This is a genomic window from Roseateles sp. (assembly GCF_044373315.1).
Lineage (GTDB): Bacteria > Pseudomonadota > Gammaproteobacteria > Burkholderiales > Burkholderiaceae_C > JACDQM01.
Genome location: NZ_JBILQK010000066.1, coordinates 1 through 21978 on the forward strand (window position 1 = coordinate 1; position 21978 = coordinate 21978).

Below are 21978 nucleotides of genomic sequence, written 5' to 3' on the forward strand. Positions count from 1 at the left end.
TCCTCACGCATGGGCGAGTCCATCTACCGCTTCGTGCTGCGTGAGATGCCAGGCGCCTTCCGGCGCGCCTGGGGCCTTGAACGTGCGCGGCTGCAGAAGGCGGGCCTGCCCGTCTGGTCGCTGAAGAACGAGATCCTCCAGCCAGCGCTGATCACGCTGGCGCTGTGGTGCGGCCTGATGATGTGGCTCGGGCCGCAGGTGCTGCCCTTCATCCTGGCGACCGCCTTCTGGGCCAATTTCCAGCTCAGTTCGGCCAACTACATCGAGCACTACGGCCTGCTGCGGCAGCAGTTGCCCAATGGCCGCTACGAGCCCTGCCAGCCGCACCATTCCTGGAACAGCAACCACATCTTCTCCAACTGGGCGGTGTTCCATCTGCAGCGCCACTCGGACCACCATGCACACCCGCTTCGGCGTTACCAGTCGCTGCGCCACTTTGAGAACTTGCCGCAACTGCCCAGTGGCTATTTCGGCATGTTCACCATCGCCTACATCCCGCCCCTGTGGTTCAAGCTGATGGATGAGCGCCTGCTGGCCGTGGTCGGGCGCAACACGCAGCGCATCAACTTCGAGTCCAGCCAGCGCGAGCGCCTGATCGCCAAGCACCGGCTCCAGATGCCGGCGCGCTGCTTCAGTTGAGCCGTATCGCCATATCGAAGCTCCATGTGCGGCGGATCTCGATCACGTCGTAATCCCGCGCCAGCGCCGGCGAGAAGGCCGGGTAGTTGGCCTGGCTGTTGATGACGCGGCGTATCGCTTCGTCGAGCAAGGGCTGGCCGCTGGAGCGCACGAAGCTGATCGACTCGACCGAGCCGTCGCTGCGGATCGCCACCGTCACCACTGGATCGGTGTAGGGCGGGCGGGCCAGATCGCGCACCATCTCAAAAGTCTGGTTGAGCTGGATCTTGCGGCCCCAGGCTTCGGCATAGAGCACCAGCTCGGCATTGCTGTCGATGCGCCCGAACAGACGTCCGCGGCGAAGCGGGCTGGCCGAGGGGCCGAGTGACTGGCGCGCGGCGGCAGCATCGCGACGTGCGGCTTCCTCGTCCAGCTGACGGCCGATGGCGCGCAGGCGGGCCTCACGGCTTTCGGCAGCGGCTTGTGCGGCGGCCTGGGCCGCAGCCTGCACGCCGGCCAGACGCGCGGACTCGGCCTGTGCCGCGGCGGCCGCCTGTGCAGCAGCCTGTGCAGCAGCTTGTGCAGCAGCTTGTGCAGCAGCTTGTGCAGCAGCTTGTGCAGCAGCTTGGCGTGCGGCTTCCTGCGCTGCGGCGGCCTGGCGGGCTGCAGCTTGCCGTTCGGCTTCCAGGCGTTCAGCCTCGGCCCTCGCGGCCTGCTGGCGCGCGGCTTCCTGACGCGCCGCTGCAGCAGCAGCTTGCCGGGCGGCCTCCAGGCGTTCGGTCTCCAGGCGCACCGCTTCTTGCCGTGCGGCTTCCTGACGTGCAGCCTCCTGCTTGGCTGCGGCCTGGCGCTCGGCCTCCAGTCGTGCGGCTTCCTGCCGAACCACTTCCTGGCGGGCCGCCTCCTGGCGCGCTGCAGACACCCGTGCCGCCTCCAGGCGCTCGGCTTCCGCGCGGGCCTCAACGCGCGCCGCCTCGGCACGCGCGGCTTCCAGCCGCAGGGCGTCCTGCTTCAAGCTGTCCTGCTTGGCGGCCTCCAGCTTGGCTGCGGCCTGCTGGGCGGCGGCCAGGCGCTCACTCTCGACCCGTGCGGCTTCAAGCTTCGCAGCGTCATGTCGGGCCGCTGCAAGGCGGGCCAGCTCCCGCTGCTGATCGGCCTGCTGCTGTGCCTGCTGTTGGGCCAACTGCTGGACCAGCTTCTGGGCTTCCTGTCGTTGGCGGTCGAGTTCGGCCGTGGCCGGATCTGGCAGGGGCTCGCTCGGGGCCGAGGCCGCTGCGGCCGGCGCAGGGGCCGATGCCGGGGACGGTGCTTCAGGCGCTGCACGCACGCTCCACAGTGCATCCTTGGCAGGCGCGACAGAGATCAGGGCAGGTGCGGCCGGCTCGACGGGGCGGCTGGCGGCCGCGGTTTCGACGGGCGCCGGCTGTGCGCTCGCACCATCGGCGGCAAGGTCGGGCTCGGGCAGGGCGCTAGGCGCGAGCCAGGCGGTGGCGCCCATGCCCTCAGTGGGCGGGGAAGGGGGCACTTCGGCTGCTACGGCCAGGGCGGCCGACGCTGCCGCGGCAGGTTCACTCGCCGCCGGCTCTGGCTCTGGCGCCGCGTCCGGCGGCAGCGTGGGCGCGGGCAGTAGTACGGCACGCAGCTCGGGCACTTCAGCGCGCCGGTCCTTCCAGGGCAGGGTCAGTCCGGGCAGCCCTAGCGCATCGCCGCCAAAGCTCAGGCTCAGCAGCAGGGCGTGGATCAGCAGCGAGACCATCAGGGCCAGCAACGGCGGCCGGCGCTTGGGAATCGGCCTGTGCGGCGCGGACGCGGCTGCCGTCGCATCGTTGGCAGGCGCGGGCTGGGGGTGCGATGCGGGCGCGCTCAAGCCTGCTCCGCCTGCAAGTCGCGCAGGCTGGCCTCCGCCCTCAGCGCAGGGCTGGGTGCGGGGTGACGGAACAGCAGCATCGAAGGGTTCATCACGGCCAGCATGCCGGCTATTGTCTTATCCAATTCGCGGGATCCGCGCCGGGTCCACCCCGAGGTCGCGGGAGCTTCGGCTGTTGCGCGCACCCGCCACATCCGCCGCGCCGCAGCCTTTTCATGGCCGCGTCACACGTGCCGGCGAGCATGGCCTTCCAGGACATCACGGGAGCATGCCCCATGAACCAGGAACCCAGCACACATGTCATGAAGGTCCGCACGGTCTGGATATCGGACCTGCACCTCGGCACACCGGGCTGCCAGGCTTCGGCCCTTCTCGCCTTCCTGCGAGACGTGGAGTGCGACACGCTCTACCTGGTCGGCGACATCGTCGACGGCTGGCAGCTCAAGCGCAGCTGGTACTGGCCGCAATCGCACAACGATGTGGTGCAGAAGATCATGCGCAAGGCGCGCAAGGGCACACACGTGGTGTTCGTGCCCGGCAACCATGACGAATTCGCGCGGCGATATGTCTCGCATAACTTCGGTGGTGTCGATGTGGTGGAAGACTGCATCCACATCACCGCCGACGGCCGCAAGCTGTGGGTCACGCATGGCGATCTTTTCGATGGCGTCATCCAGTGCGCCAAGTGGTTGGCCTATGTGGGCGATGCAGCCTACGAGTTCACGCTGCGCATGAATCGCCACTTCAACCGCTTGCGTGCGCGCATCGGCCTGCCCTACTGGAGCCTGTCGCGCTACCTGAAGCTCAAGGTCAAACGTGCGGTCAGCTACGTCTCCGACTTCGAGGAGGCGGTGGCCCGCGAGGCGCGCAAACGCGGCGTGCATGGCGTGGTCTGCGGCCACATTCACCAGGCCGAGATGCGCGAGATCGACGGCATTCTCTACTGCAACGATGGAGACTGGGTCGAGAGCCTCACCGCATTGGTGGAGCATGCCGATGGCCGGCTGGAGATTCTTGACTACAGCGCTCATTTGCTGGCCCAGCACGCCTTAGCGCGGGCCAAGGCCTCCAGCGTGACGGCCGCTGAACCGGCAGCGCTGCCGGAAGGCGTGGTGGCGAAGCGCTGAGCGCCTGAGCGGACGCGCGGCTAGCGCGCTGCCGCCCAGGAAGGCGGCGCGTTCAGGCCACCAGCGCCTGCCCCAGCGGCGACTCCAGCAGCGCTTCCACGCGCGCCGCTGTCGGCGGCACCGCGCCCCGGCCGATGCCGATGTGCTCGAAGCCCTGCGCGCGCATCCAGGCCGGGTCGTAGAGATTGCGGCCGTCCAGCAGCAGCGGTGTCTGCATCGCCTCGCGCAGGCGTGCGAAATCAGGGCTGCGGAATTCGCGCCACTCGGTCACCAGCAGCAGGGCCGAAGCGCCCTGGGCTGCTTCATAAGGGTCGGCGCACAAGGTCAGCCCGGCGCGACCGGGCCAGCGTGCTGCGACGGCCGGCATCGCCACCGGGTCGAAGGCCCGCACAGTGGCGCCGCGCGCCAGCAGCGCGTCGATGATCTTGAGGCTGGGCGCCTCGCGCAAATCGTCGGTGCCGGGCTTAAAGGCCAGCCCCCACAGCGTGAAGCTCAGGCCATCCAGACACTCGCCGAAGCGCGCCACCACGCGGTCCACGAGCAGCAGGCGCTGGCGTTCATTGATCTGCTGCACCTCGTCGAGGAGGCCCAGGTGCAGACCTGTTCCCTCGGCCATATGGCGCAGCGCCTTCACATCCTTGGGCAGGCAGGAGCCACCCCAGCCGCAGCCGGCGTAGAGGAACTGGCTGCCGATGCGCGGGTCGCTGCCTATCCCCAAGCGCACCTGCTCGATGTCGGCCCCCAGACGCTCGGCCAGCATTGCCATCTCGTTCATGAAGCTGATGCGCGAGGCCAGCATCGCGTTGGCCACGTACTTGCACAGTTCGGCGCTGCGGCGGTCCATCACCAGCATGCGGTCGCGGTTGCGCAGGAAGGGCGCGTAGATCGCACGCATCAGCAGCGTGGCCTGCTCGTCGTCGGAGCCCACCACCACGCGGTCGGGACGCATGAAGTCCTCGATGGCCACGCCTTCCTTCAGGAATTCTGGGTTGGACACCACCGCAAAGGGCAGCACCGCAGCGCGCGCGCGCAGCTGCTCGGCGACGGCCTGCTGCACCTGTTCGGCCGTGCCCACCGGCACCGTGCTCTTGTCGACGATCACCTTGTAGTCGAGCATGTGGTGGCCGATGCTGCGGGCCGCAGCCAGCACATGCTCGATGTCGGCCGAGCCGTCCTCGCTGGCCGGAGTGCCGACTGCGATGAAGACGATGGTGCCGTGGTTGACGCCGCTCGCCGCATCCAGCGTGAAGCTCAGTCGGCCCGCGGCGGCATTGCGTCGGATCAGCTCGTCCAGCCCCGGCTCGTGGATGGGCACGCCGCCCGAGTTGAGCAGGTCCACACGCGCCGGATCGACATCCACGCAGACCACGCTATTGCCCATATCGGCCAGGCAAGCGGCGGTGACGAGGCCGACATAGCCGGCGCCAAAGACAGAGACTTTCATGGGCGTTTCACCTGCAGTCGGTTGGCAAGAGGGAGGGGGCGGGCAAGCGGCGGCACGCCCGTGGGAATCTGGCCTTCCAACGCGGGACGGCCGGCCTGGCGGGTCGCTTCTTGCAGGATGCGTTCAAGGATGTCGGGCACCTCGAACAGCGCCCGGTTGTCGAGCCGTGCGACGCGCTGACTGAACTGCGGCAACTCGGCCAGCAGCACATCCAGGCCGTCGCGGATCTCCGCCACCGAACGCACCAGCACGCCGAGGCCCTCTTCGCGCAGCCACTGGGCGTTGTAACGCTCCTGGGGCATCACGCTGGGCCCGTCGAAACTGAGCACAGGCAAGCCGCAGTGCAAGGCTTCGCTGAGGCTGCCGGGGCCGGGCTTGCCGATGAAGTAGTCGCCTAGATGCAGAACCGAGGCCATCTGCTCGGTGTAGCCCAGCGCCACCTGGCGCCGCTCGGTCGAAGGCTTGCGCTCCAGGCGTTGGCGCAGTTCCTCATTGCGGCCGCACAAGAGGATCAGCTGTTCCTCTGGCAGCGCGCGGGCGATGCGTAACATCTGCATCGAGCCCTGGCCGCCAAACCCCACGATGCCCACCGGCAGCGCCGGGTCTAGCCCCAGCGCGCGCAAGGTCTGCGCCCGCTCGGCGAGGGGCGGTGGAGGGGCGTAGAAGCTCGGATGCAGCAGCATTCCGGACACGCGTGAGATCAGGCCGTCGGCATAGCCGGCATCACGCGCCTGCTGGTGCGCCTTCGCGCTGCCGACGATCAGCTGCCGCTCCTGCCCGCGTTCGATCCAGAAGTTCGGCGGCGTGTCGGCGATATCGGTCAGCAGCGTGGCGAAGGGAACGCCCGGCAGGCTGATGTCCAGCGACTCATGCAGACAGCGGTTGAAATTCGGAATCAGCGACAGCACCAGCTGCGGCCGGGTGGCACGCCAGTGCTGCTGCAGCGCGCGCAGCAGCGGGCGGTGCGCGACTCGGATCAGCAGCTGCAGAAGGCGCAGCTCCTGGCTCATGCCATAGGTCCAGCCGCGCGCCAGCCGGCGGTTGTAGAAGTCCTCGGGCGCACAGCCCAGCGCTCGCTGGAAGCGCTGACCGGGATCGATGGCGTCGAACAGATTCACCAGCCGCACCGACCAGGGCCGATGCTGCTGCTGGATCACGGTCTGCAGCGCACGTGCCGCTGCCCGGTGGCCGCCACCGGCGTCGAAGTAGACCAGGGTGATGCGCGTGGCCAAATCTTCCATGCCCAGCAGCATCGGGCGCTGCGATGACCGTGGCGTGACGCGGTCTCGACAGTTTCGTGACGCGGCTCAGTCGGGCAGACGCATCAGTGCCTGGCCGGCCTTGACGCGCGCACCGCACTCGATCCCGTCAAGCAGCGCGAAGTCCTTGGGCGCGAAGATGAGGATGGTGGAGCCATGCTGGAACCAGCCGAGCTCTTCGCCCTTGCGCATCCCAGCGTCGCAGGGTATCTCGTTGGGGCCGCGCCAACGCAGGTGCAGCAGCACATCAAGAAAGTGCAGGCGGATGCTGGCCACCAGGATGGCCGCCACCGGCACCAGCGCCACCTGATGGGCGCCGCGCGCCAGTCGCGTGCGCAGCACCGCGCGTTCATTGCGGCAGAACAGGCGCTCCACGCGCGTGAGCGCAATCGGGTTGACGTTCCAGGTGTCGCCGCTGAGGTAGGTGACATGCTCGACCCGGCCGTCATGCGGCGCGTGAAAGCGGTGATACATGCTGGAGGTCAGGCGCAGCGTGATGAAGACGCCGTCCTTGAATGGCGTGATGTCCTGGCTGGGCCCGAACAGCTCCCCCAGCTGATAGGGATAGCCCTTGGCCTGGAACACCGTCGTGCCCTCGACCCGGCCGCAGGCGCCGACGATGCCGTCGCTGGGGCTGGCCAGCAGCGCCGGATCGGGGTCGGCCGGGCGTGCGCCGTCCACCAGCGCGCGGGTGAAGCAGGCATGCAGGCTGTCGAAGTGATGTTCGCGCGCGTCGCTCAGGTCCAGATCGGTGAACAGGCGCCAGGTGCGGATCGACAGCCGCGCCAGCCAGGGGCTGCGCAGCTGGCTGAACCAGCCCATCCAGCGCGTCAGCAGCGCGCGCGGCACGCGGTTGGTCAGCAGGAAGTTCAGATCTTCCTGCAGCAGAAGCTGGCGCAGCATTCTCTTCATGGGATGGTCATCCACTTGTCAAAGCAACTTGGTAAATACGCGGCATCGTCAACCGGCCGCACTCATGGAACATCAAACGCTTGCACTGATCACTCTTGGCGCTGCGCTGAGCCTGGCGCTGCCGCGCCTGCATCGGCGGCTGCAGCTCTCGCGCGCCAAGCACCGGTCGCTGGCCGGGCACTCGCGCATGGCCAAGCGCGTGGCCGGTCTGCTGCCGGGCTATGCCTACGACGAAGCGCGCTTCTTCGGCGCCGACGGTGCACCGCCCGAGCTGCAGGCCCGCCGGCGCGCCGCCTTCGAGCGCCTGTGCGCCCAGTTCGCCGAACGCTACGCCCGCGGTGCCGAGATGAGCGCGGCCGCGCGCGGCCTGCTGCCGGATCTGCAGTTCACCAGCCGCTACCGGGTGCCCTTCCAGTTCAGCCCCTATCTGCGCGAGCGGCTCAAGCTCAGCGCTTTCGTCGACAGCAGTAGCGGCGTGAAGATCAAGGATGTGGACGGCAACCAGGCCTACGACCTGGCGGGCTCCTACGGCGTCAATCTGTTCGGCTACGACTTCTACAAGGCCTGCATCGCCGAAGGCGCGGCGCTGGTGGCCGAGCTGGGCCCGGTTCTGGGTAGCTACCACCCTTGCGTGCTGGATAACGTGCGGCGCCTGGCCCGCATCTCCGGCCAGGATCAGGTGTCCTTCCATATGTCGGGCACCGAGGCGGTGATGCAGGCTGTGCGGTTGGCGCGATATCACACGCGGCGTTCGCACCTGGTGCGCTTCTGCGGCGCTTATCACGGCTGGTGGGAAGACGTGCAGCCCGGTCCGGGAAACCCGCTGCCGCCGCGCGATGTCTACACGCTGCAGGACATGAGCGAGCGTGCGCTGCAGGTGCTGCGCACGCGCCGCGATATCGCCTGCGTGCTGATCAACCCGCTGCAGGCTCTGCACCCCAATGCCTCGGCGCCGGGCGACTCCTCGCTGGTGGACAGCGGCCGGCGCGCCGGCTTCGACCGTGCGGCGTACACGCAATGGCTGCAGCGCCTGCGCGAGGTGTGCAGCGAGCGCGGCATCGTGCTGATCTTTGACGAGGTGTTCCTGGGCTTTCGCCTGGCACCGGGCGGCGCGCAAGAGTATTTCGGCGTGCGCGCCGACATGGTCACCTACGGCAAGACCCTGGGCGGCGGCCTGCCGGTGGGCGTGGTCTGCGGTCGTGCCGACCTGATGCAGCGCTATCGCGACGAACGGCCGGCCGACATCTGCTTCGCGCGAGGCACATTTAACAGTCATCCCTATGTGATGGGCGCGATGAAGGCCTTTCTCGACCGGCTGGAATCGCCCGCGGTGCAGGCGATCTATGAGGGCATGGACGAGCGCTGGAACGCGCGTGCCGCCAGCCTGAACGAGCGGCTCGCAGCGGCCGACCTGCCGGTGCAGGTGGCGAATATGGGCACGGTCTGGACCGTGCTCTACACCCAGCCCTCGCGCTACAACTGGATGCTGCAGTTCTATCTGCGCCGCCATGGCCTGGGCTTGAGCTGGGTGGGCAGCGGACGCTTCATCTTCAGCTTGAACTACACGGATCAGGATTTCGAGCACGTTGCGCAGCGCTTTGTGGCCGCTGCGCAGGACATGCAGGCCGATGGCTGGTGGTGGCGGGACGAGAAGGCCAGCAACCGCAGCATCCGCCGCAGCATCCTCAAGGAAGTGCTGCAGCGGATCAGGGGCTAAGAGCGGCCAACAAAGCACTTCTGGCGTCGTTGCCCTGGCTTGCCGTACCCGCATGTACTGTCTGCGCCAGGACGCCCAGCCAGAACCGCTTCGCTGGGCTTTGTTCGCCGCTCTAAGCCTGGCCCCAAAAGACTAGGGGTACTTAGCTTCGGCGGACCTCGGGCATGGGGTCGAGCAGCTCGCCTTTGAGCAAATAGAAGGGCGCCTTGTAGTACTGCAGGATGTCCCAAACCGGGTCGGTGATGATCTTGGTGGCCCAGGCGATGCCGGGCACTGGGCTGCCTTCCTTCACCCACAGCTGCAGCACGCGCAGCAGCACGGCAGTGACGCCCAGGGACAGCCAGGCCATGCCCACGTCGTGCAACCAGCCCTTGGTATCGGTGGCTGGCTCGATCAGGCCGCCCATCGAGGGGAAGAACCACAGCGCCAGCGGCAGCAGACCCCACACGCTCAGCAGAACCACCTTGCGGCGCATGTTGTAGCCCACCTTCACTTCTTCCTTGTACTCGTCGCTGACCTGGTTGATCTGGTCGAAGCCGCGCGGCTCGAAGAAGAAGTGGCCGGCCTGGCGGGTCGTCATCGACACGCCCCAGGCGACCAGCGCCGCCGTCGCCGGATCGACGAACAGCAGCGCATAGGCGCACAGAAAGGAGATCGCACTGATCAGATGCAGGGTCTGGTTGATGCGGCTCTGGTGGTAGAAGCGATGGTCGTCCCAGCGCTGGATCGCGAGCAGTTCAAGGAAGTTCTTCACGGGCGTCCTCTGTGTGTCGGTCGTAGATGGGTCGCCGGAGTTCCAGTGCTGGCCGCACGAGGGCTGAGTCGCTGAGACGGAGCCGGCGCGGGCCCGATGCTGCGCAGCTTGGATGACCGCGGCGTGACAGATCGGTGTCTGATCGCTTTCAAGCGGCTTGTCACGCAATCGTCGCTTGCTCCGGGCAGCATCCGCGCATGCATGACAGCAGCTCAGCGCACATCGTCGTCGACCATCTGCCCGCAAGGCGTCGCAGCCTGCGCGTGGCGGTGGTCACCGAAACCTATCCGCCCGAGGTCAACGGCGTGGCCCTGACCCTGGCCCGCGTGGTGCAGGGCCTGAGCGACATCGACCATGACGTGCAGCTGATCCGGCCACGCCAGCCGTCCGAGGGCGGTGTGGCCGATGCGACGGATGAGGCCAGCCTGCAGCAGGTGCTGATGCGCGGCCTGCCGATTCCGCGCTATCCCAATCTGCGCATGGGCATGCCGGCGCGGCGTTATCTGAAAGCGCTGTGGTCGCACCAGCGGCCGGATGTGGTGCACATCGCCACCGAGGGGCCGCTGGGCTGGTCGGCGCTGCAGGCGGCCTCACAGCTGCACCTGCCTATCAGCTCGGACTTCCGCACCAACTTCCACAGCTACAGCAAGCACTACGGCGTGGGCTGGCTGCAGCGGCCCATCATGGCCTATCTGCGCAAGTTCCATAACCGCACGCACTGCACCATGGTGCCCACCGAGGCGCTGCGCGCCGATCTGCAGCGCCATGGTTTCCACAGCCTGCAGGTGGTGTCGCGCGGCGTGGACCTCAGCCAGTTCGACCCCGCCCATCGCAGCCCGGCGCTGCGCCAGAGTTGGGGTGCAGGGCATGAGGATACGGTGCTGCTCTGCGTGGGCCGGCTGGCCTCGGAGAAGAACCTGGAGACCTTGATCGAGGCCTACCAGCGCATCCGCGCTCAGCGGGCGGGCACCCGGCTGGTGCTGGTGGGCGACGGGCCGCTGCGCGGCGCGCTGCAGCAGCAATGCCCGGATGCGGTGTTCGCCGGCCAGCGCAGCGGCCTGGACCTGGCGGCGCACTACGCCTCGGCGGACCTGTTCATGTTCCCCAGCGTGACCGAAACCTTCGGCAATGTCACGGTCGAAGCGATGGCTAGCGGCCTGCCTGTGCTGGCCTTTGACTACGCCGCCGCGGCCGAGCTGATACGAGAAGGCGTGGAGGGGCGGCTGGTGAAACTGGGCGATAACGCGGCTTTTGTGCGAGCCGCGCTTGCCTTGGCCGCCGATCCGCGCGCGCAATGGCAGTGCTATGGGGCGGCGGCACGCCAGCGCGCACTGTCGCTGGACTGGCGCCAGATCGTCGCGCAGTTCGAGTCGGTGCTGTGCGGCGTGATCAGCCACGCCCAGGGGGGCGTTGCCAGCCCGACCCGGGTTCGCATGGCCTGAAGTCGCCGGTCTGGCCGACGTTCAGACGCTACGGCTTGATGCTGGTCATGGCGCCCTGCGCTGAGGCCCGTGCGGCGGCGTGTCCACGCGCAGCGCGAGCGGCGCTGTGCGTGCAGACCGCAGGAGCCGCTCAGGACTTTTCGCTGGCGATGAACTTGTAGGCCACGGCGCCCAGCATCGCGCCAACGAGGGGCGCCAGCCAGAACAGCCACAGCTGGGCGACAGCCCAGTCACCGACGAAGAGCGCCACGCCGGTGCTGCGAGCCGGATTCACCGAAGTGTTGGTGACCGGAATGCTGATGAGGTGGATCAGCGTCAGTGCCAAGCCGATCGCAATCGGCGCGAAGCCCTGCGGCGCGCGCTTGTCGGTCGCGCCCAGGATGATGAGCAGGAAGAAAGCGGTCATCACCACTTCCGTCACCAGGGCGGCCATCAAGGAGTAGCCGCCTGGGGAATGGGCACCGTAGCCGTTCGATGCGAAGCCCTTGGAGACATCGAAGCCGGGTGCGCCACTGGCGATCACATAGAGAACGGCACCCGCTGCCACCGCGCCCAGCACCTGCGCCACGATGTAGGGCGCCAGCTTGGCGGCAGGAAAGCGGCCACCCAGCCACAGACCGACCGAGACGGCCGGGTTCAGATGACAGCCCGAGATATGGCCGATGGCAAAGGCCATGGTCAGCACCGTGAGGCCGAAGGCGAGGGACACCCCGTGCAGGCCGATGCCCAGCTGCGGAAAGGAGGCGGCCAGCACGGCGCTGCCGCATCCGCCGAGCACCAGCCAAAAGGTTCCCAAGAATTCCGCTGCGTACTGTTTCATCCGATTGCCCTTGATGGAGTGAGTGGTGTCGACCATCAAGAGCAGTGCTGTCTGGCCTGTCCGGATGGGCAGGCATCGAAGACGATAGGCCCGCGAGGCGCACGATACGCTGGACGGCCAGGCTCTCCAAGAGACATCGTTGCGGAAGCCCGCGCGGCTGTGGCGAACGCGCCAACACCCGCCGGTTGCCGGCGCGTCGCGCAGTTCGGGCCGGGTCAGGATGGCCTGGGCGCCGCCCTCAAGCTGCGTAGGGATCGGATGCTGGATTGCCGTTCAAGTCGGTCCAGATGTCTTCCGGCTGAGAGCGGTCGCGATGCAGCAGCCGGTCATGGTCGGGGTAGGTGATCCGGTCCGTCTGCGCACGGGTGCCGACCACCAGGCATCGGGCAGGAAGCAGGCCCCGGTTCCACAGGAAGTGCCCGATCGGCGTGCCTGCCTTGAAGGTCGCCGCGTCGCCGGCGCGCAAGAGCGTCTGCTGCTCGCCTTCGACCACCGTGATTTCGCCATCCAGCACATAGACCAGCTCATCCTCATCGCGGTGCCAGTGCTTGATCGATGAGCGGGTATCGGGCTGCAGCAACTGCACGAAGGCGCCGAACTGTGTCAGGCCCCCGGGCTCGCTGATCCAGCACTCGAGATTGGGGTCCTTGTCCTGGAAGTAGGTGATCTCTTCGATGTGCTGCTGGGCCGGCGTGATGATGGGCATGGCGCTCTCCGGTGGGTGCTGTGCCGCGCCGATTCTGCACGAGGCCGGCCCGCGGACCGGCCCCGCAGTTCACTTCGATTCGACGATCGCAGGCTCGTTGCGCGTCTTCCACAGCGACCACAGCACGCCGCCGGCGATCAGGCCGAAGGTGACGCTGAGCGAGATCACGGCGGGGATCTTGCCGATGATGCCGACCAGGAAGATCTTCGAACCGATGAACACCAGCACCAGGGCCAGGGCGTACTTCAGGTAGGTGAAGCGATGGATCATCGCAGCCAGTGCGAAGTACAGCGCCCGCAGTCCGAGGATCGCGAAGATGTTGCTGGTGTAGACGATGAAGGGGTCGGTGGTGATGGCGAAGATGGCGGGCACCGAGTCGACCGCGAACACCAGGTCAACAAACTCGATCAGCACCAACGCCAGGAACAGCGGCGTCGCGAAACGCGCGACCTTGCCGGTGGCCGGGTCAGTCTCATGCACCCAGAAGGCATTGCCGCGCAGGCCTTCGGTCACCCGCATGCGGCGCTTCAGGAACTTCAGCAGCGGATTGTTGGCGATGTCGGGCATGTGGTCGGCAATGATCCACATCTTGATGCCGGTGAAGATCAGGAAGGCGCCGAACAGGTAGAGCACCCAGCTGAACTGGCTGACCAGGGTGGCACCCAGGCCGATCATGATGGCGCGCATCACGATGACGCCGAGGATGCCCCAGAACAGCACGCGGTGCTGGTACTGCCGCGGGATGGCGAAGAAGCTGAAGATCAGCGCGATCACGAAGACGTTGTCCATGGACAGCGATTTCTCGATCATGAAGCCGGTGTAGTAGTCCATGCCGCTCTGCGGGCCCATGTACCACCAGACCCAGGCGCCGAAGATCAGCGCGACGCTGATGTAGCCGGCAGAGAGCAGCAGGCTCTCGCGCACGCCGATCTCGTGGTCGTCCTTGTGCAGGACGCCCAAGTCAAAGACCAGCAGCGCGATGACGATGCCGATGAAGGTCAGCCAGACCCAGGTCGGTGTGCCGAGGAACTCGGCGGCAAACAATGTGCTCAGGGCTTCCATGCGCTTGGTGAAAGTGATGATGAAGATGGCGCAGTGTGGCCAGTTCGGCGCAACAGAGGAATCAGGCGAGGCATGAGTTCAGCTTCGTAGTTTCCGAACCCGACCGAAGGTGCGGGCCGGTGCGCCGGCGCTCGACACCCTGCGGTCGTGTCAGCAGCCCCTAGACTGAGGTCCCGCCGAAGAAAGGACCGCATGCTGAACTACCGCCACCTGTACTACTTCTGGGTCGTCACCAAGGAGGGGGGATTCGCGCGAGCAGCGCAACGGCTGGACATGGCGGTGCAGACCATCAGTGCCCAGGTGCGTGAGTTGGAGAAGGCGCTGGGCCACCAGCTGCTCAAGCCGGCCGGTCGGGGCGTGACCTTGAGCGAGGCGGGACAAGCTGCGTTTGCCCGTGCCGAGGAGATCTTCCAGCTGGGCCAGATGATTCCTGAGGAGGTGCGTGAGGCGGCCAGCGGCAAGGTGGCGCGTCTGGCGGTCGGCATGTCGGATGGCATTTCCAAGCTGGCGGCCCATGCGCTGCTGGAGCCGGTGCTACAAACACCCTCGCTGCGTCTGGTGTGCCACGAAGGCGAGTTCGAGCAGTTGCTGGCCGAACTGGCGCTGCATCACCTGGACGTGGTGCTGGCCGGGCAGCCCGCGCCGCGCAACCCGAACCTGCGTCTGACGAGCGAACGGCTGGTTGAATCGCCGGTCGAGTGGTACGGGCCGGGCGCCCTGGTGCGCAAGGCGGAGGTGGATCAGTTCCCGCAATGCCTGAACCGGCTGCCGGTTCTGCTGCCGACGGGGCATTCAGCCTTGCGGCCCGCGCTGGACCGCTGGTTCGACAGCCAAGGTTTACGGCCCGCCATCGTGGGCGAGTTTGAGGACAGCGCGCTGCTGGCGGTGTTCGCGGCGCGTGGGCTGGGGGTGTTCCCGGTCAGCCGGCTCGGCGCCAGCGATGTCAGCCTGATGCGTGGCCTGCGCTTGCTCGGGCGCTGCGATGAGGTGAAGGAGGAGATCCACGCTATCCGCTCACGCCGCGGCCAGCACCATCCCTTGGTGCTGCAGCTGATGGCTGCGGCTCAGTCCTGAACGGCTGGCCTCAGGCCGCGCGTGCGTCGTTGACGTGCCGATGCGCGCCGAGGTCGAAGCCCCCGAGGCCCCAATGGCGCCGAGCGGCGTCGAGCACCAGGGCTTCGCCATCGGCGACGTGGCGGTCTCCATGCGCGGCCGCGAGCGCCAGCCGGAACACCCGGCGCTGCAACGTGGGCTCGTCCACTTCGGCCATCAGCGAGCTCAGCGCGCTGGCATCGACGCCGCCCAGCATCGAACTGCTACTGGGGTCGCCCATCAGCAAGTCTTCGCACAGCGTCTGCACGATGCGCGGCAGGCCATCGGCCGGCAGGCCGAGCTCACCGGGCGCATTCAGATCGGTCAGCGCGTCGAACTCCGAGCGGCAGACATGGCCGTCGGCGATCAGGACCAGGGCCACGATGCGTGCGGCGGCTTCGGGGCTGTTGCGAGGGTAGGAGCGCATGGCAGACGTCTTTCGTGAAGGAGTCGGTGTTGCGGTGCCCGCCGCTGGACGGCGGGCCGTGTAGGGGCGTGCGCGGCAGTCGGGCGCTGTCAATCGCGCCAGTCGTACCGGCTGGTGCGCTGCTGACGGCGCGCGTGATGCGTGGGCTCAGTGCGGATCGGGATGGGCCGCAGCACCGCGGTGCGCGGGCCGCCCGCCAGCGCGTGCTGCAGTTGCCGCCAGGCCTGCTGCAGGCCTTCGACGACGCGCTGCAGCAAGCCCATGCGACGGGAGTGTTGGCGATTGAAACGAGCCTTCATGCTCAGGCCTTCAGAGAGTTGCGACACCCTGGAATGTGGACTCGAAAGGCAGCAGGAAAAAGCAGCGAATCCGTGATGGAAACTTCGACAAATTCGAAGCTGATGCCAAAACTTCACACGGCTCGGGCGCGCGACGGCCGGACTTCGGTGACCCGAACGCGGACAAAGGCCTGCTCGGCTGCCGAGAAGTCCCACTGCTCGATCTCGCAGCAGCCCGCGCTTGCGGAGCTGCTGCCCCAGCGCAGCAGGTTCACCGAGTTGGGCATGCCTCTGCGCAGGCGCGAGGACAGGGCCGTGCCTGCCTGAACCGCCCACATCGGGCGCGACAGACCGTGGTCCAGACGGGCGACAAAGGGCAGGTGAATATGCCCACCCAATACGAGGTCGGCACCGGCATCGGCCCAGTGCCTGAGGGCAGCGGCGTGGCCGCGCAGCAGATTGGGGGCGTCGGCGGCGTGCGTGACGACCACCGGTTGGTGCACCACCACCACGCGCAGCTGCCCGGGCCGGGCGCCGGCCAGGGACCGGGCCACGCGCTCGATCTGCGGCCTGGAGACCTCGCCATGCTTGTGCCGCCAGGGCCGCGTCGTGTTGACGCCCAGCACCATCAGCCCGTCCGAGGCATGCGTGGGTTCCAGATCTGCACCGAAGGCGGCGCAGTGGCGCGCATAGGGGCGGCGCAGGCGCGCCCACAGGTCGAACAGCGGGATGTCGTGGTTGCCGGGAATCGCCAGCAGCGGTGCCGCCAACTGCTCGGTGAAGGCTCGGGCCGCCATGAACTGCGCCGGCCGCGCGCGCTGCGTGATGTCGCCGGACAGCACGACCAGTTCGGGCGCCTGCTGCCGCGCCAGCGCCAGCAGCGCCGCCACGACGGGCGGCTGCTCGGTGCCGAAATGCGTGTCGGAGATCTGCAGCAGGACGCTCATTCGGCGATCCTGTCGCTGCGCCCGGCCTGTGGCATCAGCAGGTACAGCGGCCGCTCCAACACGCGGAAGTCGAGCGGCGCGCGCATGCGTGTGACCTCGCCGTCGAAGGCGACTTTGACGCCTCGGCGGCCATGGGCGAGCGTCGGCCGCACCACCATGTGCTTGAACTCGAAGCGCCGCACGCTCTGCGCCTCGCCGAGCGTGCCCATCGCGCCGTGCAGCATCAGCCTGAGCATCGACAGCATGCCGATCGGCCGCAGCATCACCGCGGTGATGCAGTCGTCCTCGAGGCCCTGCGCGGCGTCGCTGAGCGGATGGACCAGCGGCTGCACGCCCAGCTGTTCCAGCTGCAGCCGGTTGTTGCCCACGAACAGGGTCAGCGTGCTCACATCCTGCACCGAGCTGCCTTGCTCGATATGCAGGCGCAGCTGCCTTTGCGCGCGCAGCAGCGTTGCCGCGGCCGACCACAGCGCCACCCAGCGGCTGCGTCCGAAGCGTGCCTTGTAGGCCTCGCGGTCTTCCAGCAGGTCCGGATAGAGCCCAACGCTGGCGTTGACAAGGAAGACGCGCTCGTTGATCGCCGCCACCCGCACCGGCTGCGGCGTCCAGCCCAGCAGGCCGCGCGCCGCCTCGGCCGGGTCGCCGGGAATGCTGTGCGTGCGTGCGAAGTAGTTGAAGGTGCCTTGTGGCACCACGCCCATCGCGCAGCCCGCCGCATGCGCGGCTTGTGCCACGGTGTTGAGCGTGCCATCGCCGCCGACTGCCACCACGGCTGTGCGCTCAGCGCAGGCGCTGGCAGCGGCCTGCTGCGCGACTTGGGCCAGCTCGGCCGGTTGGCTGAAGTGCAAGGTGCCGCGTCGCCCGGCTGCCTGCAGGGCCCGCTCGATGATCTCGCCCTTGCGATGGGCGTCATGGCTGCCCGAGGCGGAGTTGATGACATACTCGAGTGGCGCAGCGGGATCGATGTCGGGGCAGGCAGACATGGGCCGGGCTGGACGGATCGAGCGGGTCGGGCTGACTGCGCTCAGGCGTGGCGCAGCAGATCGCCGAAGACCGTGTATTCGCCGTCCTTTCGATCCGCACCCGGCGCGTCGTAAAGAACCAGCCAGTTCGGCTGGCCGCCCGACCACTGCGGCGGAACATCGCAGATCGCCTCTGCACGGTTGCTGCCGCGCCCGTGTGGCAGCGAGACCGATTCGGTCAGGGCCGCCTCGAAACGCACCGGTTCGCGGTTGGCCGCCAGCAGGGCTTTGGCTGCCGGCCATTTGAAGACTCGGATTTCGCCGTTCAGCACCATCGTCGGACCGGCCAGGATGTAGAGGTCGTCGCCGGAGAAGTGCAGGTCGCGGATGCCCAGGCCGTCAAGCTGCAGGAAGTGCTTGCGCACCAGCGTGCCGGCCTCGTCCAGCGCCACTAGGCGCAGTTGGTCGCCGCGGGCCTCCACCTCGATTTCAAGCAGCGCCGACCAGCCGCGTAGCACCGGGCCGCGCAGGCCCAGCAGCAGGCGGCGTCCATCGACCGCAAGGCCTTCGATGTCGAAGCCGTTGTCCTTGCCCGGGATCGCCATATAAGGCCCGAAGTGCGGATCGTCAGCAAGCGCGCGGGTGAGCTGGTTGGTCTGTGCATCGCCTTTGAGGCGCAGCGCCCGACGGCCATCGGCGGCCTGGCGCACCAGGCAGGGCTCGCCCTTGGCGTCGTTCTCGATCGGCAGGCAGGCCAGCAGGCGCCGGTTGCGGTCGAGCGTCACCTTGGCCAGCCGCTTGGCGTTCTCGGCATGGTCGCGGTCCGGCTTGGCGTTCTTGCGCTTCAGGCCATGCGATCCGACCACCCACAGGAAGCCGTCCGCCACGGCCATGCCCTCCAGGTCGGCCTCTTCCTCGGCCGTGCCGGGCAGCTCCAGCATGTCGGACAAGGGGAAGTCCTGCACCTCGCCGAAGCGCAGGGTTTCCTGCCCCACCGGGTCGAGTCGGCGCAGGCGGTCCAGGCCGCAGGCTTCGTCGCCCGCCACCCAGAGCCAGTCACCGGTGAAGGCAGCGCCGGACAGGTTGGCGTGAACCAGCGAGCCGGCGGTGAATTCCAGACGGACGGCATTGGCACTTCGGGCCTTTGGCATGGGCGCAGTCTCCGCAAGGCGGGCTTTGAAACATGAAAGGGCGGACGCTTCGCAGGGGCTGCGAAGCGTCGCCTCAAGACATCCCAGTGTGCCGCCGTAAGTGTGCTCCATGTTCAGATTTTTCGGATGCTGAAGTTCACGAAAGGCTGCTTTTTAGGAATCTGAGCGGGCCCCACATTGAAATGGTTTTCAACCGCTGGAGACCTGTGATGCAAGTCCTGTTCAAGTCGCGTGATCCGCAAGCCTCTGAGTTGCGTGAGCTGGCCGAACGCCGCGTGCGCTTCGCGCTGCGCCGCCTGCGCTGGCTGGTGCCGCGTGCCGAAGTGCAGATGTCGGACGTGAACGGCCCGCGCGGCGGCATCGACAAGCGCTGCCAGCTGGAGTTCCGCACCGATGGCGCCGGCTCGGTGGTGGTAGCCGCCGTGGCCCGCGACTGGCGTTCTGCGCTGGACAGTGCCCTGGATCGTGCCGCCCGTCTACTGTTGCGTCTGTGGCGCCGCAGTCATGACGCGCGCCGGTTGCGTCAGCGCCTGCTCAGCCAGGAGCTTTGAATCCGGGCCGGAGCAGCAGCCCGCAGCCTGCCGGTCAGGCCGGGCTTTCCACTGTCAACCCAACACCCTCAGGAGTACCTGATGAAATGTCCCAGCTGTAGCGATGCTGTCCTGCTGATGAGCGATCGCCAAGGCGTCGAGATCGACTATTGCCCGCAATGCCGCGGTGTGTGGCTGGACCGCGGCGAGCTCGACAAGCTGATCGCGCGCTCGGCCGATGTGGGTTCGCCGCCCGTTCAGGAGCATCGGGACGAGCGTTCGAAGCCGCAGTTTGTCGACTCCGACCATGAGCACGGCCGGAACCCCCACGGCAAGCGCAACAAGTCCTGGCTAGGCAATATCTTCGACTGACACGGCGCTGGCGGCTGCTTCACCGGGCCTGTCGCTCCCGCCACATCAAGACCGCCATGCCCAGCGCAATCGCGCCGCCAAAGCCGCTCATCAGCAGGACGATGCTGACGCCTTCGCGCAGCAGCAGCGCGTAGACCGCCAGCATGGCCAGCACACTCGCGTTTTCATAGAAGCCCTGCACGGCGATGGAACAGCCCGCGCTCAGCAGCACATGGCCGCGGTGCTGCAGCAGCGCATTCATCGGCACCACCAGCAGGCCCCCGACCGCACCCACCAGCACCAGCAGCGGCAGCGCGGCGGCCACGCTGTGGGTCAGGCCGATCAGCGGGATCAGCAGACCCAGGGCGACCCCGAAGCCGAGCATGCGCCGGGCCTGGTTGAGCGGCACCCAGCGACCGGCCGCACAGGCACCCAGCACCACGCCTACCGCCACCGCCACCTGCAGCAGCGTTGCCTCGGCCAGCGGCAGGCCCAGCCGGTCTTCGGCCCAGCGCAGCACGGCGAACTGCAGCGTGGCGCCCAGGCCCCAGAACACCGTCGTCACGGCCAGCGACAGGCCGCCTTCGGCGTCACGCCAGAGCGTGCGCTGCTGGGTGGCGAAGTCACCCAGCAAGGCCATCGGACGGAAGCTGCGCCGGGCATAGCGCACGCCGCTATCGGGCACGCGCAGGTTGAGCGCGCTGGCCGCAGCGTAAAGGCCCAGGATCAGCAGCAGCGAGGGCAGGTAGCGCGTCGCCGCCAGCGGCAAGGCCTCGCCGGACAGCGCCGCCAGCAGCCCCATCGACAGCGCGCTGTCCAGCCAGAACGGCGCAACCAGGAGGCCGCCCAGCACCGCACCCGCCAGCGCCGCACCAACCACCGAGACCTCCAGCCAGCCATTGGCCGCCACCAGGGCCTGGGGCTTTACCAGCTCGGTCAGCAGGCCGTACTTGGCCGGCGCATAGCCGGCGGCGCCCAGGCCCACGATGGCAAAGGCGGCCACCGGGTGCAGGCCCAGCATCAGGGCCAGCAGGCCGAGCATCTTCAGCGCATTCATCCAGCGCATCAGGCGGTGCTTGGGCACAGCGTCGGCCAGTGCGCCGATGAAAGGCGCCAGCAGCACATAGGCCAGCGTGAAGCCGAACTTCAGCAGTGGCGCCAGCCAGGGCGCCTCGCCACGCTCGATCAGCAGCGCGATGGTGACGATCAGTAAGGCGTTGTCGGCCAGCGATGACAGGAACTGCGTGCCGATCAGCGTGTGGAAGCCGCGCGGCAGGCGTGGCCTTGCAGCCTCAGGCACGTCGGCGGGCTCGCCGAGTGGGTGCTCGCAATCGTGTTGCCGCCATGCGCGCTGGGCCATGGGGGTGCAGCATCGCCGCCTGGGATGAAGGCCGCGTGAAGAACTGGTGACAGGGTGGTGTCGCTGTCGGCGCAGGCTCAGGCTTTGCGGTGCATGCGGTGCCAGATGAGCCAGCCGAGCAGGGCGGTGATGCTGACCACCACCAGCACCATCCAGGCAAAACCATGCGGATGCTCGGCCAGCGGTATGCCGCCCACATTCATGCCCATCAGGCCAGCAAGCAGGTTGATCGGCAGCGCCATAACCGTGACCGTGCTGAGCATGAACAGGCTGCGATTGTTTTCCACCGCCACGCGCGCGGCCGCCTCGTCCTGCAGCAGGCGGATGCGCTCCTGCAGCGCTGCAATGTCGCGCAGCACCAGGGCGAAGTCCTCACCCGCCTGGCGCAGGCGCTCTGCATCGCCGGGTGAGACAAAAGGGGGCGGGTTGGCCAGCATGCGCATCAACGCGCCGGGCTCGGGCGCCAGCCAGCGCTGCAGGCGGACCGCCAGGCGGCGCAGGCGCGACAACTCGGCGCTGTGGCCGCCGGTCATGCCAGCCAGCACCGCATCCTCGATGTCGTCGATGCGCTCGGTGGCGCTGCGCACGATGCGCTGCAGCTCGTCGGCCTGGTCGCGCAGCAGATTGTCCAGTAAGGCCACCGGCGTGGCCAGGCGCTCGCCGCGCTTGACGTCAGCGCGCAGCCGGTCGATCGAGCGCAGCGGCTGGCGCCGTGCGCTGACCACCAGGCCGCCGCGCAGATGCACCCACAGCGTGGAGACATCGTTGGCGTCGAAGCTGAAGTCGAACAGCACATCGTTGATGACGGCGAAGAGTGCGTCGCCCTCGCGCTCGATGCGCGAGGAGCGCGAGCCGGCGTGCGGCGCTTCGAAGAACTCGTCGCCCAGCGCCGCCAGGCTGCGCAGCCACTGCTCGCAGCGCGCGTGCGAGAGGTTGAAATGCAGCCAGACGAAGCTGCCATCAGCCGCCGCTTGCGCCGCACCGCCCGCGCGCAGCCAGGCGGCGGCCTCGTAAGAATCGAGCGGTTCGCCCGCGGCGTCAGGGCGGAAGCGATAGCCGCAGATCAGCCCGTTCGCGTCCGCGCCGTAGTTGGACGTGGTCAGCGCGGGCCGGGCGGACGGGGAGCTTGGGTCAGGCATCGGTGGTGGGTGA

The 21978-nt window shown here is 67.8% G+C and carries 23 protein-coding genes; 7 read left to right on the forward strand and 16 right to left on the reverse strand.

Annotated features, from left to right (window positions below):
- Positions 1-639 (forward strand): alkane 1-monooxygenase (locus tag ACIQ67_RS14290; RefSeq protein WP_397535044.1); only part of this gene is annotated, 639 nt, incomplete at its 5' end.
- On the opposite strand, the gene ACIQ67_RS14295 is transcribed toward ACIQ67_RS14290, so the two are convergent.
- Positions 632-2485: a TonB C-terminal domain-containing protein gene (locus tag ACIQ67_RS14295; protein ID WP_397535045.1), complete on the reverse strand. Its 1854-nt coding sequence runs from the start codon at positions 2483-2485 to the stop codon at positions 632-634. The two genes, ACIQ67_RS14290 and ACIQ67_RS14295, sit on opposite strands and share 8 nt — an antisense overlap.
- Positions 2482-2610 (reverse strand): hypothetical protein, encoded by a 129-nt coding sequence (locus ACIQ67_RS14300; RefSeq protein WP_397535046.1) that lies wholly within the window; start codon positions 2608-2610, stop codon positions 2482-2484. The genes ACIQ67_RS14295 and ACIQ67_RS14300 overlap by 4 nt, the downstream gene beginning before the upstream one ends.
- Positions 2611-2760: 150 nt before the next feature.
- Between ACIQ67_RS14300 and ACIQ67_RS14305 the strand changes: the two genes are divergently transcribed.
- Positions 2761-3612 (forward strand): UDP-2,3-diacylglucosamine diphosphatase, encoded by an 852-nt coding sequence (locus tag ACIQ67_RS14305; RefSeq protein WP_397535047.1) that lies wholly within the window; start codon positions 2761-2763, stop codon positions 3610-3612.
- Positions 3613-3664: 52 nt separating this feature from the next.
- Here ACIQ67_RS14305 and ACIQ67_RS14310 read toward each other — a convergent pair whose 3' ends face one another.
- From ACIQ67_RS14310 to asd, 3 genes are all read right to left on the reverse strand, one after another.
- Positions 3665-5056 carry a UDP-glucose dehydrogenase family protein gene (locus tag ACIQ67_RS14310; protein WP_397535048.1) on the reverse strand — a complete coding sequence of 464 codons (1392 nt, stop codon included), beginning with the start codon at positions 5054-5056 and terminating at the stop codon, positions 3665-3667.
- Entirely contained in the window at positions 5053-6297 is a 1245-nt protein-coding gene (locus ACIQ67_RS14315; RefSeq protein WP_397535049.1) for a glycosyltransferase, read from the reverse strand. The genes ACIQ67_RS14310 and ACIQ67_RS14315 overlap by 4 nt, the downstream gene beginning before the upstream one ends.
- 66 nt (positions 6298-6363) lie before the next feature.
- Positions 6364-7227 (reverse strand): archaetidylserine decarboxylase, encoded by an 864-nt coding sequence (gene asd / locus ACIQ67_RS14320; protein ID WP_397535050.1) that lies wholly within the window; start codon positions 7225-7227, stop codon positions 6364-6366.
- A gap of 64 nt (positions 7228-7291) precedes the next feature.
- On the opposite strand from asd, the gene ACIQ67_RS14325 reads away from it, so the two are divergent.
- A complete protein-coding gene (locus ACIQ67_RS14325) occupies positions 7292-8944 on the forward strand; it encodes an aminotransferase class III-fold pyridoxal phosphate-dependent enzyme (protein ID WP_397535051.1) in 1653 nt (550 codons plus the stop codon).
- 142 nt (positions 8945-9086) lie between these two features.
- Here ACIQ67_RS14325 and ACIQ67_RS14330 read toward each other — a convergent pair whose 3' ends face one another.
- Complete coding sequence (locus tag ACIQ67_RS14330; protein ID WP_397535052.1) at positions 9087-9698, reverse strand: hypothetical protein; 612 nt, start codon at positions 9696-9698, stop codon at positions 9087-9089.
- 197 nt (positions 9699-9895) lie between these two features.
- Here ACIQ67_RS14330 and ACIQ67_RS14335 point away from each other — a divergent pair, with 197 nt between their 5' ends.
- The gene (locus ACIQ67_RS14335; protein WP_397535053.1) at positions 9896-11140 is read left to right on the forward strand and encodes a glycosyltransferase family 4 protein; all 1245 of its coding nucleotides are present in this window, start codon (positions 9896-9898) and stop codon (positions 11138-11140) included.
- A gap of 130 nt (positions 11141-11270) precedes the next feature.
- On the opposite strand, the gene aqpZ is transcribed toward ACIQ67_RS14335, so the two are convergent.
- The 3 genes from aqpZ to ACIQ67_RS14350 form a co-directional block, all read right to left on the reverse strand.
- Positions 11271-11960 (reverse strand): aquaporin Z, encoded by a 690-nt coding sequence (aqpZ, locus tag ACIQ67_RS14340; protein WP_397535065.1) that lies wholly within the window; start codon positions 11958-11960, stop codon positions 11271-11273.
- Positions 11961-12198: 238 nt separating this feature from the next.
- Entirely contained in the window at positions 12199-12666 is a 468-nt protein-coding gene (locus ACIQ67_RS14345) for a cupin domain-containing protein (protein ID WP_397535054.1), read from the reverse strand.
- Between the two features lie 69 nt (positions 12667-12735).
- Positions 12736-13728 carry a TerC family protein gene (locus tag ACIQ67_RS14350; RefSeq protein WP_397535055.1) on the reverse strand — a complete coding sequence of 331 codons (993 nt, stop codon included), beginning with the start codon at positions 13726-13728 and terminating at the stop codon, positions 12736-12738.
- A 192-nt stretch (positions 13729-13920) separates the two neighbouring features.
- Between ACIQ67_RS14350 and ACIQ67_RS14355 the strand changes: the two genes are divergently transcribed.
- Positions 13921-14802, forward strand: coding sequence for a LysR family transcriptional regulator (locus ACIQ67_RS14355; RefSeq protein ID WP_397535056.1), 882 nt, complete (start codon positions 13921-13923; stop codon positions 14800-14802).
- Between the two features lie 10 nt (positions 14803-14812).
- Here the strand turns inward: ACIQ67_RS14355 and ACIQ67_RS14360 are convergent, their stop codons facing one another.
- The 5 genes from ACIQ67_RS14360 to ACIQ67_RS14380 form a co-directional block, all read right to left on the reverse strand.
- The gene (locus tag ACIQ67_RS14360) at positions 14813-15247 is read right to left on the reverse strand and encodes a TerB family tellurite resistance protein (RefSeq protein WP_397535057.1); all 435 of its coding nucleotides are present in this window, start codon (positions 15245-15247) and stop codon (positions 14813-14815) included.
- A gap of 89 nt (positions 15248-15336) precedes the next feature.
- On the reverse strand, positions 15337-15546 hold the full coding sequence (locus ACIQ67_RS14365; RefSeq protein ID WP_397535058.1) for a hypothetical protein: 210 nt from the start codon (positions 15544-15546) through the stop codon (positions 15337-15339).
- A 113-nt stretch (positions 15547-15659) separates the two neighbouring features.
- The gene (locus ACIQ67_RS14370; RefSeq protein ID WP_397535059.1) at positions 15660-16472 is read right to left on the reverse strand and encodes a metallophosphoesterase family protein; all 813 of its coding nucleotides are present in this window, start codon (positions 16470-16472) and stop codon (positions 15660-15662) included.
- Positions 16469-17455, reverse strand: a complete 987-nt coding sequence (locus ACIQ67_RS14375) for a diacylglycerol/lipid kinase family protein (protein ID WP_397535060.1) — start codon at positions 17453-17455, stop codon at positions 16469-16471. The genes ACIQ67_RS14370 and ACIQ67_RS14375 overlap by 4 nt, the downstream gene beginning before the upstream one ends.
- A gap of 41 nt (positions 17456-17496) precedes the next feature.
- Entirely contained in the window at positions 17497-18585 is a 1089-nt protein-coding gene (locus tag ACIQ67_RS14380) for a DUF3616 domain-containing protein (protein ID WP_397535061.1), read from the reverse strand.
- Positions 18586-18794: 209 nt separating this feature from the next.
- Here ACIQ67_RS14380 and ACIQ67_RS14385 point away from each other — a divergent pair, with 209 nt between their 5' ends.
- Positions 18795-19136 (forward strand): HPF/RaiA family ribosome-associated protein, encoded by a 342-nt coding sequence (locus ACIQ67_RS14385; RefSeq protein ID WP_397535062.1) that lies wholly within the window; start codon positions 18795-18797, stop codon positions 19134-19136.
- 81 nt (positions 19137-19217) lie between these two features.
- The gene (locus ACIQ67_RS14390) at positions 19218-19487 is read left to right on the forward strand and encodes a zf-TFIIB domain-containing protein (protein ID WP_397535063.1); all 270 of its coding nucleotides are present in this window, start codon (positions 19218-19220) and stop codon (positions 19485-19487) included.
- Positions 19488-19506: 19 nt separating this feature from the next.
- Here ACIQ67_RS14390 and lplT read toward each other — a convergent pair whose 3' ends face one another.
- Both lplT and ACIQ67_RS14400 read right to left on the reverse strand, forming a co-directional pair.
- Complete coding sequence (lplT, locus tag ACIQ67_RS14395; RefSeq protein ID WP_397535064.1) at positions 19507-20826, reverse strand: lysophospholipid transporter LplT; 1320 nt, start codon at positions 20824-20826, stop codon at positions 19507-19509.
- 77 nt (positions 20827-20903) lie between these two features.
- Entirely contained in the window at positions 20904-21965 is a 1062-nt protein-coding gene (locus ACIQ67_RS14400) for a transporter (RefSeq protein WP_397535066.1), read from the reverse strand.
- Positions 21966-21978 lie beyond the last annotated feature (13 nt).